The following is a 14,927-nucleotide window of genomic DNA, read 5'->3' as shown; positions in this document are numbered from 1 at the left end:
GGGCGCCCGTCACGAAGGCGTCATCCTCGTGCACCGCTCCGACCCGCAGCGCCCCGTCTCGGAGTTCGCCCGCGCCACGGCCGACGCGACGCTGCGCATCGCGGGCACCTGAGTCCCGCTGCTCCAGGCTCTCGTCCACCTGTCACGGTGAGTGGTTTTCGTACGTCCGTACGTCGTCACGCATCGTGTGCGAATGATGTCCGAGTGTGTAAATACAGATGAGCGTACTCCTGTCCCCGCGGTCATTTCAGGTGCTTGCGGAATATGACACGGCGATGATTCGGTCGGGCTAGGCTCGCCCGCGGCGCACCGAGTTGAGGTGTATTCGTGCGCTTGTTCGCAAACATGCGGAAGATCCCGTCAGCTCCATGACTCTTCCCCACGCAAGCTCCCCCGACACCCAGCCGATACGTCTCAGAGGGCATACATGGTGAGTGTGCAATCGCCTCCCGGTGGCCGCGAACTTCCTTACCCACGCGCGTTGTTGGTGCCGGCCATAATCATGGTCGCCGCGACCGGGGCCGCCGTCGCCCTGGTGACCGGGCCGGCCCGGGCCGCGGTCGGCTGGTGCGGCGCCGTCGCCACCGTGCTGGTGACCGTGACGGCGGCCGAAGCGGTACGGCGCGGCCGCCGACTGGCCGCCGAGCGAGCCGAACGCGCCCGTCACACCGCGTATCTGGAGCGGCGCATCGCCGCCCACGACGAGGAGATCGTCCGCTTCGCGACGGAGATCGTGCCGACCGCGCTGTACCGCCTGCACGCCGGTGAATCGCCCCGCGAGGTGATTCACGCCGTCCTCGACGCCGACCCCGAACTGCGCCATCTCCCCGACTCGCAGCGCGACCTGCTGCGCACGATCCTGAAGACCGTCGACGACGAGGAGTCGATGCGCGACGCCGCACAGCGCTCCTTCGTCAACATCGCCCAGCGCGTCCAGGCCATCGTCCACCAGCAGGCCGTGGAGCTCAGGGAGATGGAGGAGGACCACGGCCGCAACCCCGAGGTCTTCGACGACCTGCTCCGCATCGACCACGGCACCGCACTGATCGGGCGCCTGGCCGACTCCATCTCCGTAATCGGCGGCGGCCGCCCCGGCCGTCAGTGGCCCAACCCCGTGTCCCTGTACAGCGTGCTGCGCGGTGCCATGTCCCGCATCCTGGAGTACCGGCGCATCGAACTGGCCTCCATCGCCAAGTGCAACATCAAGGGCACGATGGTCGAACCGGTCATCCACGCCGCCGCCGAACTCCTGGACAACGCCACCCGGTACTCGCCCCCGCAGACCAAGGTGCACGTCACCGCCACCGAGGTGCAGACGGGCGTCGCCATCGAGATCGAGGACGGCGGCGTCAGCCTCAGCGAGGAGGCCCGCGCCCGGGTCGAGGGCATGCTGGAGCGGGCCAAGGCGGGCGTCGACATGGAGGACCTCGGCGAGAGTCCCCGCCTCGGCCTCGCGGTCGTCGGGCGGCTCTGCTCGACGTACAACATGCAGGTCTCGCTGCGCGCCTCGGCGTACGGCGGCGTCCGGGCCGTCCTCATCGTGCCGAGCAGCATGATGACCACCGAACCCGCGCCCGGACTCGCCCACGGCATCGGCGCCACCGCCGTGCCGAAGGCCGAACTCGGCGCCCTCGAGGGCCCCAAGCGTCCGCCCAAGAGGCGTCGCCCCACCAGCCCGCGGATCCCGGCCGGGATCTCCATGGAGGACGACGTCCCCGAGGTCACCGAGTGGACGCCGGGCGGTCTGCCGCAGCGCCGCAGCAAGATGAAGATCCCGCTCAGCCAGCGGCTCGCCGAACAGGCCGCCATCGAGAAGGCCGAACGTGAGGGCAGGCCCACCATCTGGTCGCAGCCCAAGCCCCGACCCGAGCCCGAGGACCCCGAGCGGCAGAAGCTCAAGGACCGTGAACCCGGGCTGTGGGTCGAGGCGTTCTGGGAGGGCCTCAAGGAGGGCAACCCGGCCGACGACCCCACCGACTTCACGAAGAACCCCACCGCGTACATGCACCTCATCAACGAGCCCGCCGGCACCGAGGCCGACGACCAGGGGGACGTCAAGTGATCGAGCAACGAGCCAACTTCGACTGGATGCTCAAGGACCTCGCCGACGGCGTCCCGGGCATCGAGATGATCGTGGTGCTCTCCGCCGACGGACTGCGCATCGCCCGCTACGGCGGCGACCCCGACGCCGCCGACCGCCTGGCCGCGGCCTGTGCCGGAGTGCAGAGCCTCGCGAGCGCCGTCGCCCATGAACTGCCCGGCAGCGACGGCGAGATGAAATTGGTCGTCATCGAGATCAACGGAGGCTACTTCTACCTGATGGCCGCAGGCGCCAACGCCTATCTCGCCGTCCTCGCCGACGTCGTTTGCGAACCCGGCCGGATGAGCGGCCGGATGCGCGACCTCGTCGTCAGGATCGGCGCCCATCTCACCTCACCGCCCCGGCGGAACGGGCAGACCGTATGACTCCTCCGCAACGCAAACGGCGTCACCCCGGTCAGGAGCCTCCGCCCCCGCCCCCGCCTCCCCGGGCAGCAGAACCGGGCGGCGAGGAGCAGGGGCGGCCCAAGAACCCCGAGCGGCTGTACGTCATCACCGGACCCGACGGCGCGCGCGCCGAACTCGACCTGGTGACCCTGATAGTGGCGCGCGAGGAGATACCGCCGTCCGTCACCCCGGAGCAGGCCACACTGCTCCGGCTGTGCACCTCCCCCCTGTCCGTGGCCGAACTCTCGGCCTATCTCGGCCTGCCGTTCAGCGCGATGACCGTCCTGATCACCGAACTGATCACGGCCGGACTGGTGCAGGCGCGCGCCCCGATCGTCCGCCAGGCGCTCCCCGACCGTTCAATCCTCGAAGCGGTGATGCATGGACTTCAAAAGCTCTGACACCATCCCCGGCCCACGGACCGAGGACCATCTTCCGCAGACGGCCCAGGCCGCCGTGAAGATCGTGATCGTGGGCGGCTTCGGGGTCGGCAAGACGACCATGGTCGGGTCCGTCAGCGAGATCAGGCCGCTGACCACCGAGGAGACCATGACGCAGGCCGGCGTCGGTGTCGACGACAACTACGGTTCGGACTCCAAGACCGCCACCACCGTGGCCATGGACTTCGGCCGTATCAGCATCACCGACAGGCTCGTGCTGTACCTGTTCGGCACACCCGGCCAGGAGCGGTTCTGGTTCCTGTGGAACGGGCTGTTCGAGGGGGCGCTGGGCGCGGTCGTCCTGGTCGACACCCGGCGCCTGGAGGTCAGCTTCGACGTCATAGGGCGGCTCGAAGAGCGCGGCGTGCCCTTCGCTGTGGCCGTCAACTCCTTTCCGGATGCCCCCCGTTACCCCGTAGAGGAACTGCGCACGGCGCTCGACCTGGCCCCGGACATCCCCATCGTCGAGTGCGACGCGCGCCGCCGGTCCTCGAGCCGCGACGTGCTGATGACCCTGATGCGCTTCCTGCACTCGCTCGCCATGACCGGCGCGCTCGTCTGATCCCGCTCTTGCGCCCTTTCCCACGGACTCATCTCAGCTTCGGAGCGACCACTGTGACGCCTGAACCCCACTCCCCGACCGGTACGCACGATCCGACGCTCGGCCCGCCCCCGGGCTGTCCGGCGCACGCCGCAGGACCGGGGGGACTGCACCGGCTGTACGGCCCCGACGCGGAGGACCTGGGCAGTCTGTACGAGAAGCTGCGGGACGACCACGGTCCCGTGGCTCCCGTGCTCCTGCACGACGACGTGCCGATGTGGGTGGTCCTGGGGCACGCCGAGAACCTGCACATGGTGCGCACCCCCTCGCAGTTCACCAAGGACAGCCGCATCTGGAACCCGCTGCTCGAGGGCATGGTCAAGCCCGACCACCCGCTCATGCCGCACATCGCCTGGCAGCCCATCTGCGCGCACGCCGAGGGCGACGAGCACCAGCGGCTGCGCGGTGCGGTCACCGGCGCCATCTCCACCATCGACCACCGCGGCATCCGGCGGCACGTCGGCCGCTACACCCAGCGCCTGGTCAACGGCTTCTGCGAGGTCGGAGAGGCCGACCTGGTCTCCCAGTTCGCCGAGTATCTGCCGATGGCGGTGATGTGCGAGATCCTCGGTATGCCCGAGGAGTACAACGACCGACTGGTGCAAGCCGCCCGTGACGCGCTCAAGGGCACCGAGACCGCCATCGCCAGCCACGAGTACGTCATGGACGTACTGGGCCGTCTCACCACCCGTCGCCGTGCCCGGCCGGAGGAGGACTTCACCAGCCACCTGGTCACCCACCCGGCACGGCTGAGTGACGAGGAGGTCCGGGAGCATCTGCGCCTGGTGCTCTTCGCCTCCTACGAGGCGACCGCCAACCTCCTGGCCAACGCGTTGCGTATGGTTCTCACCCATCCCGGCTTCCGCGCCCAGCTCAACGGCGGGCAGATGACGGTGCCGGAGGCGGTCGAGCAGTCCCTCTGGGACGAACCGCCGTTCAGCACCATTTTCGGCTACTTCGCCAAGCAGGACACCGAGCTCGGCGGTCAGCGCATCCGCAAGGGCGACGGACTGCTGTTCGCGCCCGCGCCTGGCAACATCGATCCACGGGTACGCCCCGACCTCGCCGCCAGTATGCAGGGCAACCGGTCTCATCTGTCCTTCGGCGGCGGTACGCACGAATGCCCCGGACAGGACATCGGGCGCGCCATCGCCGACGTCGGCGTCGACGCGCTGCTGAGGCGGCTGCCGGACGTGCAACTAGACTGCGAGGAAGATGAGTTGGAGTGGCGGGCCTCGATCGCCTCCCGTCATCTCGTGGCCCTGCCGGTACGGTTCGAGCCGAAGCCGCAACAGGACGTGAAACTGAAGCCCGGCCATGCCCCGATCCCCGCGCAGCGCGCCACCTGGCAGGTCGGCACGACTCCCGCGCAGCCCGATCCCGCCCCGGCCCCCGCCCCCGAGGTGCGGCCGGTGGCCTCCGAGGAGCCCACGGCTGCCGAACCGGCCCGCCCCCGGGGCTTCTGGCAGCGGCTGCGCCACTGGTGGAGCGGTCACTGAGAGGGCTGACCGCACCCGGTCATCGCGCGGCCCGCTCCGGGTACGAGGACCAGGCCTCCAGCGTCCGTCCGCTGCGGAAGCTGTGCTCGGCCCCCGTGACCGGATCGGTGAACTCCAGGCTCCGCGCGAGCAGTTGGAGCGGACGCCGGAAGTCACCGGCCGGCACGGGGGCGGTCACCTCGGGGTACAGGGGGTCGCCGAGGATGGGCACACCCAGCGCGCTGAGATGGACCCGCAACTGGTGCGTCTGCCCCGTTCGCGGAAGCAGCCGGTAGCACCCCAACCCGCCCCGGTGCTCAGCCAGTTCGACCCGGGTCACGGCGTTGGGCTCGCCCTCGACCTCGCGCGCGGCCGGCACGCCGCGCTCTTTCAGGATCCGGCTGCGCACGGTGCGGGGCAGGGCGAGCGTCGGATCGTACGGGGCGATCGCCTCGTACTCCTTGCGCACCCGCCGGTCACGGAACAGCCTCTGGTACGCGCCGCGCTCCTCGGGCCGCACCGTGAACATCACCAGTCCCGCCGTCAGCCGGTCCAGGCGATGCGCGGCGGACAGTTCGGGGAGGTCCAGCTCCCGCCGCAGCCGGGCCAGCGCCGTCTCGGTGACATGGCTGCCGCGCGGGGTGGTGGCGAGGAAGTGCGGCTTGTCGGCGACGACGAGATGCGCGTCGCGGTACACGACCTCCAGCGGGAACGGCACCGGCACCTCGGGGGCCAGGTCCCGGTGGAACCACACGTACATCCCCGCCACGTACGGCGCGTCCGGCGCCACCGCCCGCCCGTCGGCCCCGACGAACCGCCCCGCGCCGACCATCCCGTCGACCACTCCGGGCCCGGCCCCGGACAGCCGCGCCACGAGATACTCGCGCACGGTGTCCCAGCCCGTCTCCGGAGGCAGCCGCACGCGCACCGGATCCACCCCGTCACGCTGCGGCAGGGGGGAGGGCGGGACTCGGTTCTTGCGTCGCATCAGGCCAGCGTAGGCGCCGTGCCGCGCCGGGACCGCGTGCGCTGTCGTACGCGCCCACTGCGCCGGGACCGCCTCCGGCGCCTCGGCCGGCACCGGGGCCGTGCGCGTCCGGTACGCCCGGTACGTGACTCCGGCCGTCGGGTGACAGAAATTAAGGGGGGTCTGTGTCACCCGCGTCACACGGCCGTGTCCGCGCCGGTCCCAAGTCCTCACGCCCTTGCGGCCGTGTCTCGCTCGCGATATGTCGTGTGTATTGCGCTCGGTCGCACGCTCGCGATATGTTCGGGCACGGATATTCGGAAGCGAGGTGATGGTCATGGCGATCAGGCGCCGCAAGCTCGGCAACCCCTTGGCGCTCGCCGTGATGGTGACCCTCTGGCAGAAGCCGATGCACCCGTACGAGATCGCCCAGACCCTGCGCCGCCAGGGCAAGGACACCAGTACGAAGATCAACTACGGCTCGCTCTACACGGTCGTGCAGAGCCTCGAGAAGCACGGCTTCGTCGAGGTCACCGACGTGGAGCGGCAGGGCAACCGCCCCGAGCGCACGGTGTACGGGCTCACCGAGGCCGGCCGTGAGGAGATGACCGAGTGGTTGTCGGACATCGTCGCGGTCCCGGTGAAGGAGTTCCCGATCTTCGAGACCGCGCTGTCGCTGATGGGTGCGTTGCACCCGGACGAAGTGGTGCGGTTGCTCGAGGAGCGGCTCAGCGCCCTTGAAGTGCAGGCGGCGAGCGGCCGGGGCGCTCTGGAGAAGCTGTACGAGACGCTGCCGCGGCTCTTCCTCGTCGAGACCGAGTACCAGTTGCACATGGTCGAGGCGCAGGCCGAGTGGGTGCGCGGCTTTCTGCAGGAGATCAAGAAGGGCACGCTGCCGGATGTCGCCGGATGGCGGCACTTCCATGAAACGGGGGAATTGCCACCGGAGTTCACCTGACGAGAACGACCCCGGCGGGCTGTTGCAGCAGCCCGCCGGGATCCCAACCCCGAGCCGGATCCACCCTGAGGCGGCTTCGGGCCATCGAGGTGCGGCACACCCAGGATAGCCCGGCGTTCTTCAGGTGGATCAGCTGTCATTCACCAGCTCGATCCCAGGAGAGCAGCAGTCATGACCACTCGTGCGCCCGCAGTGGAGGCGCGCCACCTGATCAAGACCTACCCCGGCGACGTCACCGCGCTCAACGGCATGGACGTCACCGTCGAACCGGGCACCGTCTTCGGACTCCTCGGCCCCAACGGGGCGGGCAAGTCCACCACCGTCAAGATCCTCACCACCCTGGCCCGCCCCGACTCGGGCACGGCCACCGTCGCCGGCCACGACGTGCTGCGCCACCCCGACCGGGTGCGCCGCGCGATCGGAGTGGTCGCGCAGAACTCGGGCGCCGACCCCGTCGCCACCGGTCGCGAGAACCTCCGGCTCCAGGGCAGGCTCTACGGTCTGAAGGGCGGGGCCCTCGACCGGCGCGTCGACGAGCTGCTGGAGCGCTTCACCCTGGCCGACGCCGCGAGGCGCCCGGTCAAGGGCTACTCCGGCGGTATGCGGCGGCGCCTCGACGTGGCCCTCGGTCTGGTGCACCGGCCCGAGGTGCTGTTCCTCGACGAGCCCACCACCGGCCTCGACCCGGAGGCACGGACCGCGATGTGGGACGAGATCGGCCGGCTGGCCGGCGACGAGGGCCTGACCATCCTGCTCACCACGCACTACCTCGAGGAGGCCGACCGGCTCGCCGAGCGCATCGCGATCGTCGACCGCGGACGTGTGGTGGTGACCGGCACCCCGGACTCGCTCAAGGGCGAACTCCGCGGCGACGCCGTCCACCTGGAGCTGCGCGCACCACTCGGCGAGGCAGGCCGCAGCCTGCTGTCCGGCGCGCTGACCGCGCTGCCCGGCGTGCACGAGGTGCTCATGGACGGGCGCCGCATCAGCGCCCGTGCCGACGACGGAGCCGCCGCGATGCCCGCCCTGCTCGCCGCCCTCGAACGCGCCGGAGTCGGCGTCGCCGCCGCGACCGTCGCCCGCCCCTCGCTCGACGACGTCTACCTCCGCTACGCGGGCCGCCGTTACGCAGAGGCGGAAGCCGAGGCCGCCGCCCTGGCCGCCGACACCCTGACCCTCGCCGGAGGTGCCCGATGAGCAACGCCGCCGTCCAGACCTGGTACATGACACAGCGTCAGCTGATGGTGTTCGCCCGCCAGCCCGCCTACGCGATCATCACCCTGATCCAGCCCGTCATCTGGCTGTTCCTGTTCGGCGGCCTCTTCAGGAAGGTCGTCGAGCTCGGTGGCTTCGGCACCACCTCCTACCTGGACTACCTGGTGCCGGGCGTGGTCGTCATGAGCGCCCTCAGCTCCAACATGTGGGCGGGCATGGGCACGCTGGAGGAGATCCAGCGCGGAACGCTCAACCGCTTCCTGACCACGCCGGCCAGCCGGGCCGCGCTGATGAACGGCAACGTCGTCCACAACGGCCTGGTCACCGCGTTCCAGTCGGTGATCATCGTGCTGCTCGGCCTGTTGGGCGGTGCCGACTACCCGGGCGGCGTCGTCGGCATCGCGGTCCTGGTGCTCGCCTCGGTGCTGCTGGGCACCGTGTTCGGGGCGCTGTCCAATGCGCTGGGCATGCTCGTGCGGGAACGCGAGTCGATCATCGGCATCAACACCTTCCTGCTGCTGCCGCTGACCTTCCTGTCCAGCGCCTTCATGGCGCCGTCCCAGATGCCCGGCTGGATGCGGCACGTCGCAGCCTTCAACCCGCTCAACTGGGCCATGGTCGCGGGCCGTTCGGCGCTGTCCGAGCATCCGGACTGGGGCGTCGTGTCCGGCCGCGGCGGGGCGCTGCTCGCGCTGGCGGTGGCCGCCGTATGGCTGTCGATCCGTACCTTCCGGTCGTACCAGCGGTCGGTGTGACCCGGCGGCCGTGCGCGTGAACGGCGAAGCGGCGGCCCACCCGGCTCCCGGGCGCCGCCGCTTCCCGGCGTTTCACGCGGCAGCCGCGCCGCCGCCCTCCTGCTCCGCCTCGATGCGCGCGTTCCACTCCCGCTTGGAGGCCTGCCAGCCGTCCTCGTTGTGGCCGAGCCGCCAGTACCCGGAGATCGACAGATCCTCACGCGGGATCGCGTGCTCGACCCGTAGCAGCCGGCGCAGGTCCTTCACGAAGCCCGCCTCGCCGTGCACGAACGCGTGCACCCGGCCCGCCGGGAACTCCAGCGCCCGTACGGCCTCGACCAGTGCCTCGCCGACCGGACGGTCCCCGCGGTGCAGCCAGACCACCTTCACGTCGGAGTCGATCTTCTGCTGCTCCTCGGGCCCGGACACCTCGATGAAGGCGTGTGCATGGGCACCTTCGGGCAGTGCCTCCAGGGAGCGCGCGATCGCGGGCAGGGCGCTCTCGTCGCCGACGAGCAGATGCCAGTCGGCGCTCGCGTCGGGCGCGTAGGCACCGCCGGGGCCCATGAACCGCACGCTGTCGCCCGGTTGCACGTGCAGCGCCCACGGCGCGGCCAGGCCCTCGTCGCCGTGCACCACGAAGTCCAGGGTCAGCTCCCGGCGTTCGGCGTTCCAGGCGCGCACCGTGTACGTCCGGGTCACCGGCCACTGCGCGGGCGGGAACTCGTCACGGATCCGCTGCAGGTCGAAGGGCTCCGGATAGGTCACGCCCTCGGGGCCGAACAGCAGCTTCACATAGTGGTCTGTGCAGGTGTCCGGGGCGAAGCCGGCCAGACCCTCGCCGCCCAGGACCACTCGCTGCATATGAGGGGTCAGCCGTTCCGTGCGAACGACCTGAGCGGAGTGGGTCTTCCGCGGCTTACGTCCGGGGCGTTCTGCCATGGCGGCCTCCCTGCCGTGCATCTTAGGCTTACCTAAGTTAGCACCTCCGTGCGGTCAACACCTCTCACATGACCACTCCATGGTGGAGTCCTGCCGCAGAACTGCCCGTCTCCTCAGGACGACAGGGTGGTCAGCAGCCGCTGCAGTGAACCGCCGAGCCCCCAGCGCACCGACAGCGCGTCCAGCCCCGCCGGGTCGCGCGGCGCGCGCGGCAGTCTCGTGTCGACGTCCGGCAGCGGCACGTCGGCGGCCACCCGGACGACCTTCGGGGCCACGGCGACGTACGGCCGCGCCTCGTCCAGGCGCCCCCGCTGGGACGGGGTGAGCTTCGCCTTCGGATCGTCGACCGCCGCCATGATCCGGGCCAGGTCGCCGAACTCGGCCAGCAGCTTGGCCGCGGTCTTCTCGCCGATGCCGGGCACACCGGGCAGTCCGTCGCTCGGGTCGCCGCGCAGCAGCGCCAGATCCGCGTACCCGGAGCCGCCGACGCCGTACTTCTCGCGCAGGACGGCCTCGTCGGTGAGCTGGAGTGTGCCGACGCCCTTCAGCGGATACAGCACGCGCACCCCGCGCGCGTCGTCCACCAGCTGGTACAGGTCGCGGTCGCCGGTGACGATGTCCACCGGGCCCGTGGCGTGCGCGGTGAAGGTGCCGATCACGTCGTCGGCCTCGTACCCCTCGACGCCGACACGGGCGATGCCGAGTGCGTCCAGGACGTCCTCGATGACCGGCACCTGCGGGGAGAGCGTGTCCGGCACCTCCTCCTCGTCCGGTCCCGTCTCGTGCTCCTCGGCGACGCGGTGCGCCTTGTAGGAGGGGATGAGGTCGACCCGCCACCGGGGCCGCCAGTCGGCGTCCATGCAGGCCACCAGCAGATCGGGCCGGTGGTCCTTGACCAGCCGGTCGATGAAGTCGAGCAGCCCGCGCACGGCGTTCACCGGAGTGCCGTCGGGCGCCTTCACGGAGTCCGGTACTCCGAAGTAGGCACGGAAGTACAGCGAGGCGGTGTCGAGAAGCATCAGTCGTCCGGTCACGCCACGCATCATGCCGTACGGCACTGACAGTGACCCCTTCGCGCGCAACGCGTTGCGGTGTGCGCTGTCGCTGTGGGCTGTACCACTTGTGCGTTTGTGCTTCTGGAACAGGGGCAGGCGCGGCTCGGAACGACGTCGCTTGCGCATTCAACTGTTGCGCCCGTCGCTTCCTTCATTTGCTGTCCGAGACAAGAGGTACGTGTGTCATCCAGGCTTGAGGCCGAACATCTCTACAAGGTGTTCGGCAGACGACCGGGCGAGGCTGTGAAGCGCCTCCGTGAGGGGGCCGACCGGGAGGAGTTGCGGGCCGACGGCACCACCGCCGCTGTGATCGACGCCTCCTTCTCCGTGGAACCGGGCCACATCTTCGTCGTCATGGGCCTGTCCGGATCCGGTAAGTCCACGCTGCTTCGCATGCTCAACGGACTGTCCGAGCCGACCGCGGGCAGCGTCCGCTTCGACGGCCAGGACCTGACCGGGCTGAGCGACCGCGCCCTGCGCGAGCTGCGCTCGAAGAAGATCAGCATGGTGTTCCAGCACTTCGCGCTCTTCCCGCACCGCAGCGTCCGCGACAACGCCGCATACGGCCTCGCCGTGCAGGGCGTGCCCCGCGCCGAGCGCGAAGCCCGCGCCGACGAGGCGCTCGCCCTGTGCGGTCTGGCCGGCTGGGAGGACTCCTGGCCCGACGAGCTGTCCGGCGGCATGCAGCAGCGCGTCGGCCTCGCCCGCGCGCTCGCCACGGACGCCGACCTGCTGCTCATGGACGAGTCGTTCAGCGCGCTCGACCCGCTGATCCGCCGTGACATGCAGGACCAGCTGCTCGAACTGCAGAAGACCCTGAAGAAGACCATCGTGTTCATCACCCACGACCTCAACGAGGCCATGCGCCTGGGCGACCGGATCGCCGTCATGCGCGACGGGCGCATCGTCCAGACCGGCACCGCCGAGGACATCCTCGTAAGGCCCGCCGACGACTACGTCGCCTCGTTCACCAAGGACGTCGACCGCTCGCGCGTCCTGACCGCCGGTGCCGTCATGGACACCGACGTGCGCGGCGACGAGGCCGACTGCGACTGCGAGACCGCCACGCCCGACACGACGTTCGCCGAGCTCTGCGCGATCAGCGCCCGGCTGACGCACCCGGTCGCGGTCGTCGGCGCCGACCGCGAGCTGGTCGGCGTCGTACCGCGGCAGCGCCTCGTCGGCTTCCTCGGTGACGAGCCGGGTGCCCCCGAGGCGTGCGACTCGCCGCGCGGCAAGAGTGGAGAGAAGGTGACGGCCGGTGCCTAGGATTCCGCTCGGCAGCTGGGTCAACGACGTCGTCGACTGGCTGACCAGCCACGCGGCGTGGCTGTTCGACTTCTTCAAGACCGTCTACCAGGGCACCTACGACGGGATCAACACCGTCCTGCAGGCGCCCGAGCCACTGCTCCTCGCCGGTATCTTCGCGGTGATCGCGTTCTGGCTGCGCGGCACCGTCGCCGGTGTCCTCACCTTCGTGGGATTCGCATTCATCGACTCCCTCGGACTGTGGGAGGACGCGATGGTGACCCTGTCGCTCGTCCTCGTCGCCACGGTCATCGCGCTCGTCGTCTCGGTGCCACTGGGCGTCTGGGCGGCCCGGTCCCACCGGGTCGGCGGCCTGCTGCGGCCCGTGCTGGACTTCATGCAGACGCTGCCCGCGATGATCTACCTCATCCCGGCCATCCTCTTCTTCGGCACCGGGGCACCCGCGGGCATCGTCGCCACCCTGATCTTCGCGCTGGCCCCCGGTGTGCGCATGACCGAGCTGGGCATCCGCCAGGTCGACAAGGAACTGGTCGAAGCGGCCGACGCGTTCGGCACCACGCCCCGCGACACCCTGCTGCGCGTCCAGCTCCCGCTGGCCCTGCCCACGGTCATGGCCGGCGTGAACCAGGTGATCATGCTCGGGCTGTCCATGGCCGCGATCGCCGGCATGGTCGGCACCGGCGGCCTGGGCGGCGACGTGAACGAGGCCATCGGCCAGCTCGACGTCGGTCTGGGCTCCGAGGCGGGCGTCGCCATCGTGATCCTCGCGATCTACCTCGACCGCATGACCGGAGCGCTGGGTACCCAGGTCTCGCCGGTCGGCCGCCGGGCCGCCGCCAGGCTGCGTGCCGCCAAGGGCTTCAGGATCTGGTCGTACCGGCCCCGTCCCGCCGTCGCCGTGGTCGGCGTCGTGGTGCTCGCGCTGGTGGCGGGCGGCATGGGCGTCTTCGGCGGCGCGGGAGCCGCCGCCCCCGTCGCCGACAGCGAGAACGTCGGCCAGGGCAAGAAGATCAGCATCGGCTACATCCCCTGGGACGAGGGCGTCGCCTCCACCTTCCTCTGGAAGGAGATCCTGGAGGAGCGCGGCTACCAGGTGGAGGCCAAGCAGTTCGACGCCGGTCCGCTGTACACCTCGCTCGCCCAGGGCGACGTCGACTTCGAGACCGACTCCTGGCTGCCCACGACGCACGCCCAGTACTGGAAGAAGTACGGCAAGCAGCTCGAAGACCTCGGCGCCTGGTACGACCGGACGTCCCTGGAGCTGACCGTGCCCTCGTACGTGAAGGGCATCGACTCGCTCGCGGACCTCAAGGGCAAGGGGGCCGAGTTCGGCGGCAGGATCACCGGCATCGAGTCGAGCGCCGGCGAGACGGCCATGCTCAAGAGCAAGGTCCTCAAGGAGTACGGCCTCGACAAGGAGTACAGGGTCGTCGACAGCTCCACCCCGGCGATGCTGGCCGAGCTGAAGCGCGCGTACGCCAAGAAGGAGCCGATCGTCGTCCCGCTCTGGTCGCCGCACTGGGCGTACAACGACTACGACCTGAAGAAGCTCGAGGACCCCAAGGGCGCCTGGGGCACGGGCGACGGCGTGCACACGCTGAGCCGCAAGGGGTTCGCGGCCGACAATCCGGTCGTCGGCGAGTGGCTGAAGAACTTCCGGATGAGCGAGGACCAGCTCACCAGCCTCGAGGCCGAGATCAACAAGGCGGGCAAGGGCAAGCAGCAGGATGCCGTGCGCGCCTGGCTGAAGAAGAACCCGGGCGTGGTGGACAAGCTCGCACCCGTGCAGAAGTCCGCGGGGGCCCCGGCCGAGGCGAAGCGCGCCCTGGACGTGGCCTGGTTCCCCTGGGACGAGGACGTCGCCGTCACCTATCTGTGGCAGAACGTCCTGGAGCGGCGCGGCTACAAGCTGAACCTGAAGCAGATGGACGTCGGCCCGGTCTACACGGGCCTGGCCTCCGGCGACCTCGACCTCAACTTCGACGCCTGGCTGCCCTACGCCCAGCAGAACTTCTGGGACAAGAGCAAGGACAGGCTCAAGGACCTGGGTACGTGGTACCAGCCGACGTCCCTGGAGATCGCCGTGCCCTCGTACGTCAAGGGTGTGAAGTCCCTGGAGGACCTCAAGGGCAAGGCGTCCACCTTCGGCGGGAAGATCATCGGTATCGAACCCGGCACCGGTGAGATGAACCTGCTCAAGACGAAGGTGCTGCCGGGCTACGGCCTCGACAAGGAGTACAAGGTCGTCGACGGTTCCACGCCCGCGATGCTGGCCGAGCTCAAGCGGGCGTACGCCAAGCACGAGCCCGTCGCCGTCGTCCTCTGGTCGCCGCACTGGGCGTACAGCGAGTACGGGCTGACCAAGCTGAAGGACGACAAGAAGCTCTTCGGCGAGGGCAACACCATCCGCACGATCTCCAGCGAGAAGTTCCCGGACCAGTACCCGCAGCTCGCCAAGTGGATCAAGAACTTCAAGATGAGCGAGAGCGAACTCGGCAGTCTGGAGAGCGAGATCAACAAGCGCGGCCAGGGACATGAGCAGGAGGCCGTCGCCGCCTGGCTCGAGCAGCACCCTGACATGGTGAACCGCATGACCCCACAGTGACGTAACGGCCGGCTCACCACGAAAAGGATCCGGCCAACCACACAGCGTCACGCGGGCCCCTCGGCCCCGTCCAGCGATCCGCCCGGCCCGACGTCTCGGCGCCGGGCGGACGCATTGCGCCGCCCGGCAGGGACTTCCGGGAACACCGGAGGGTGCCCAAGCATTGAAATGAGATG

General features: G+C 69.8%; 13 protein-coding genes and 1 pseudogene. 11 read left to right on the top strand and 3 right to left on the bottom strand.

Annotated elements, in window-relative coordinates; genetic code table 11:
- Positions 1 to 13: 13 nt before the first annotated feature.
- The 6 genes and pseudogenes from IEZ19_RS50425 to IEZ19_RS04915 all read left to right on the top strand — a co-directional run.
- Positions 14 to 112: pseudogene (locus IEZ19_RS50425) on the top strand (TetR family transcriptional regulator); the annotation flags it as partial.
- Between the two features lie 315 nt (positions 113 to 427).
- Positions 428 to 2,062, top strand: coding sequence for a sensor histidine kinase (locus IEZ19_RS04935; protein ID WP_189309740.1), 1,635 nt, complete (start codon positions 428 to 430; stop codon positions 2,060 to 2,062).
- Entirely contained in the window at positions 2,059 to 2,466 is a 408-nt protein-coding gene (locus tag IEZ19_RS04930; protein ID WP_189309739.1) for a roadblock/LC7 domain-containing protein, read from the top strand. The genes IEZ19_RS04935 and IEZ19_RS04930 overlap by 4 nt, the downstream gene beginning before the upstream one ends.
- Positions 2,463 to 2,888: a DUF742 domain-containing protein gene (locus tag IEZ19_RS04925; protein WP_189309738.1), complete on the top strand. Its 426-nt coding sequence runs from the start codon at positions 2,463 to 2,465 to the stop codon at positions 2,886 to 2,888. The genes IEZ19_RS04930 and IEZ19_RS04925 overlap by 4 nt, the downstream gene beginning before the upstream one ends.
- Positions 2,869 to 3,489, top strand: a complete 621-nt coding sequence (locus IEZ19_RS04920; protein WP_189309737.1) for a GTP-binding protein — start codon at positions 2,869 to 2,871, stop codon at positions 3,487 to 3,489. The genes IEZ19_RS04925 and IEZ19_RS04920 overlap by 20 nt, the downstream gene beginning before the upstream one ends.
- 53 nt (positions 3,490 to 3,542) lie before the next feature.
- A complete protein-coding gene (locus tag IEZ19_RS04915; RefSeq protein WP_189309736.1) occupies positions 3,543 to 5,027 on the top strand; it encodes a cytochrome P450 in 1,485 nt (494 codons plus the stop codon).
- Between the two features lie 19 nt (positions 5,028 to 5,046).
- Here the strand turns inward: IEZ19_RS04915 and IEZ19_RS04910 are convergent, their stop codons facing one another.
- On the bottom strand, positions 5,047 to 5,994 hold the full coding sequence (locus tag IEZ19_RS04910) for an RluA family pseudouridine synthase (protein WP_189309735.1): 948 nt from the start codon (positions 5,992 to 5,994) through the stop codon (positions 5,047 to 5,049).
- Positions 5,995 to 6,310: 316 nt separating this feature from the next.
- Here IEZ19_RS04910 and IEZ19_RS04905 point away from each other — a divergent pair, with 316 nt between their 5' ends.
- The 3 genes from IEZ19_RS04905 (at position 6,311) to IEZ19_RS04895 (ending at position 8,901) form a co-directional block, all read left to right on the top strand.
- Complete coding sequence (locus IEZ19_RS04905; protein ID WP_189309734.1) at positions 6,311 to 6,931, top strand: PadR family transcriptional regulator; 621 nt, start codon at positions 6,311 to 6,313, stop codon at positions 6,929 to 6,931.
- A gap of 171 nt (positions 6,932 to 7,102) precedes the next feature.
- Positions 7,103 to 8,128, top strand: a complete 1,026-nt coding sequence (locus IEZ19_RS04900) for an ATP-binding cassette domain-containing protein (protein WP_189309733.1) — start codon at positions 7,103 to 7,105, stop codon at positions 8,126 to 8,128.
- Positions 8,125 to 8,901, top strand: coding sequence for an ABC transporter permease (locus IEZ19_RS04895; protein WP_189309732.1), 777 nt, complete (start codon positions 8,125 to 8,127; stop codon positions 8,899 to 8,901). The genes IEZ19_RS04900 and IEZ19_RS04895 overlap by 4 nt, the downstream gene beginning before the upstream one ends.
- 72 nt (positions 8,902 to 8,973) lie before the next feature.
- Here the strand turns inward: IEZ19_RS04895 and IEZ19_RS04890 are convergent, their stop codons facing one another.
- The gene (locus IEZ19_RS04890) at positions 8,974 to 9,822 is read right to left on the bottom strand and encodes a siderophore-interacting protein (protein ID WP_189309731.1); all 849 of its coding nucleotides are present in this window, start codon (positions 9,820 to 9,822) and stop codon (positions 8,974 to 8,976) included.
- 113 nt (positions 9,823 to 9,935) lie between these two features.
- The gene (locus IEZ19_RS04885; RefSeq protein WP_229839980.1) at positions 9,936 to 10,865 is read right to left on the bottom strand and encodes a 5'-3' exonuclease; all 930 of its coding nucleotides are present in this window, start codon (positions 10,863 to 10,865) and stop codon (positions 9,936 to 9,938) included.
- Positions 10,866 to 11,057: 192 nt separating this feature from the next.
- On the opposite strand from IEZ19_RS04885, the gene IEZ19_RS04880 reads away from it, so the two are divergent.
- Together IEZ19_RS04880 and IEZ19_RS04875 are read left to right on the top strand one after the other, a co-directional pair.
- Positions 11,058 to 12,146, top strand: coding sequence for a quaternary amine ABC transporter ATP-binding protein (locus tag IEZ19_RS04880; RefSeq protein WP_189309730.1), 1,089 nt, complete (start codon positions 11,058 to 11,060; stop codon positions 12,144 to 12,146).
- Positions 12,139 to 14,751, top strand: a complete 2,613-nt coding sequence (locus tag IEZ19_RS04875; RefSeq protein ID WP_189309729.1) for an ABC transporter permease/substrate binding protein — start codon at positions 12,139 to 12,141, stop codon at positions 14,749 to 14,751. Before IEZ19_RS04880 ends, IEZ19_RS04875 begins: the two co-directional genes overlap by 8 nt.
- Positions 14,752 to 14,927 lie beyond the last annotated feature (176 nt).

The organism is Streptomyces brasiliensis (assembly GCF_014647875.1).
GTDB classification, from domain to species: domain Bacteria; phylum Actinomycetota; class Actinomycetes; order Streptomycetales; family Streptomycetaceae; genus Streptomyces; species Streptomyces brasiliensis.
Note: the sequence above shows the minus strand (reverse complement) of the source record. Positions and strands in the feature narration are given on the sequence as shown.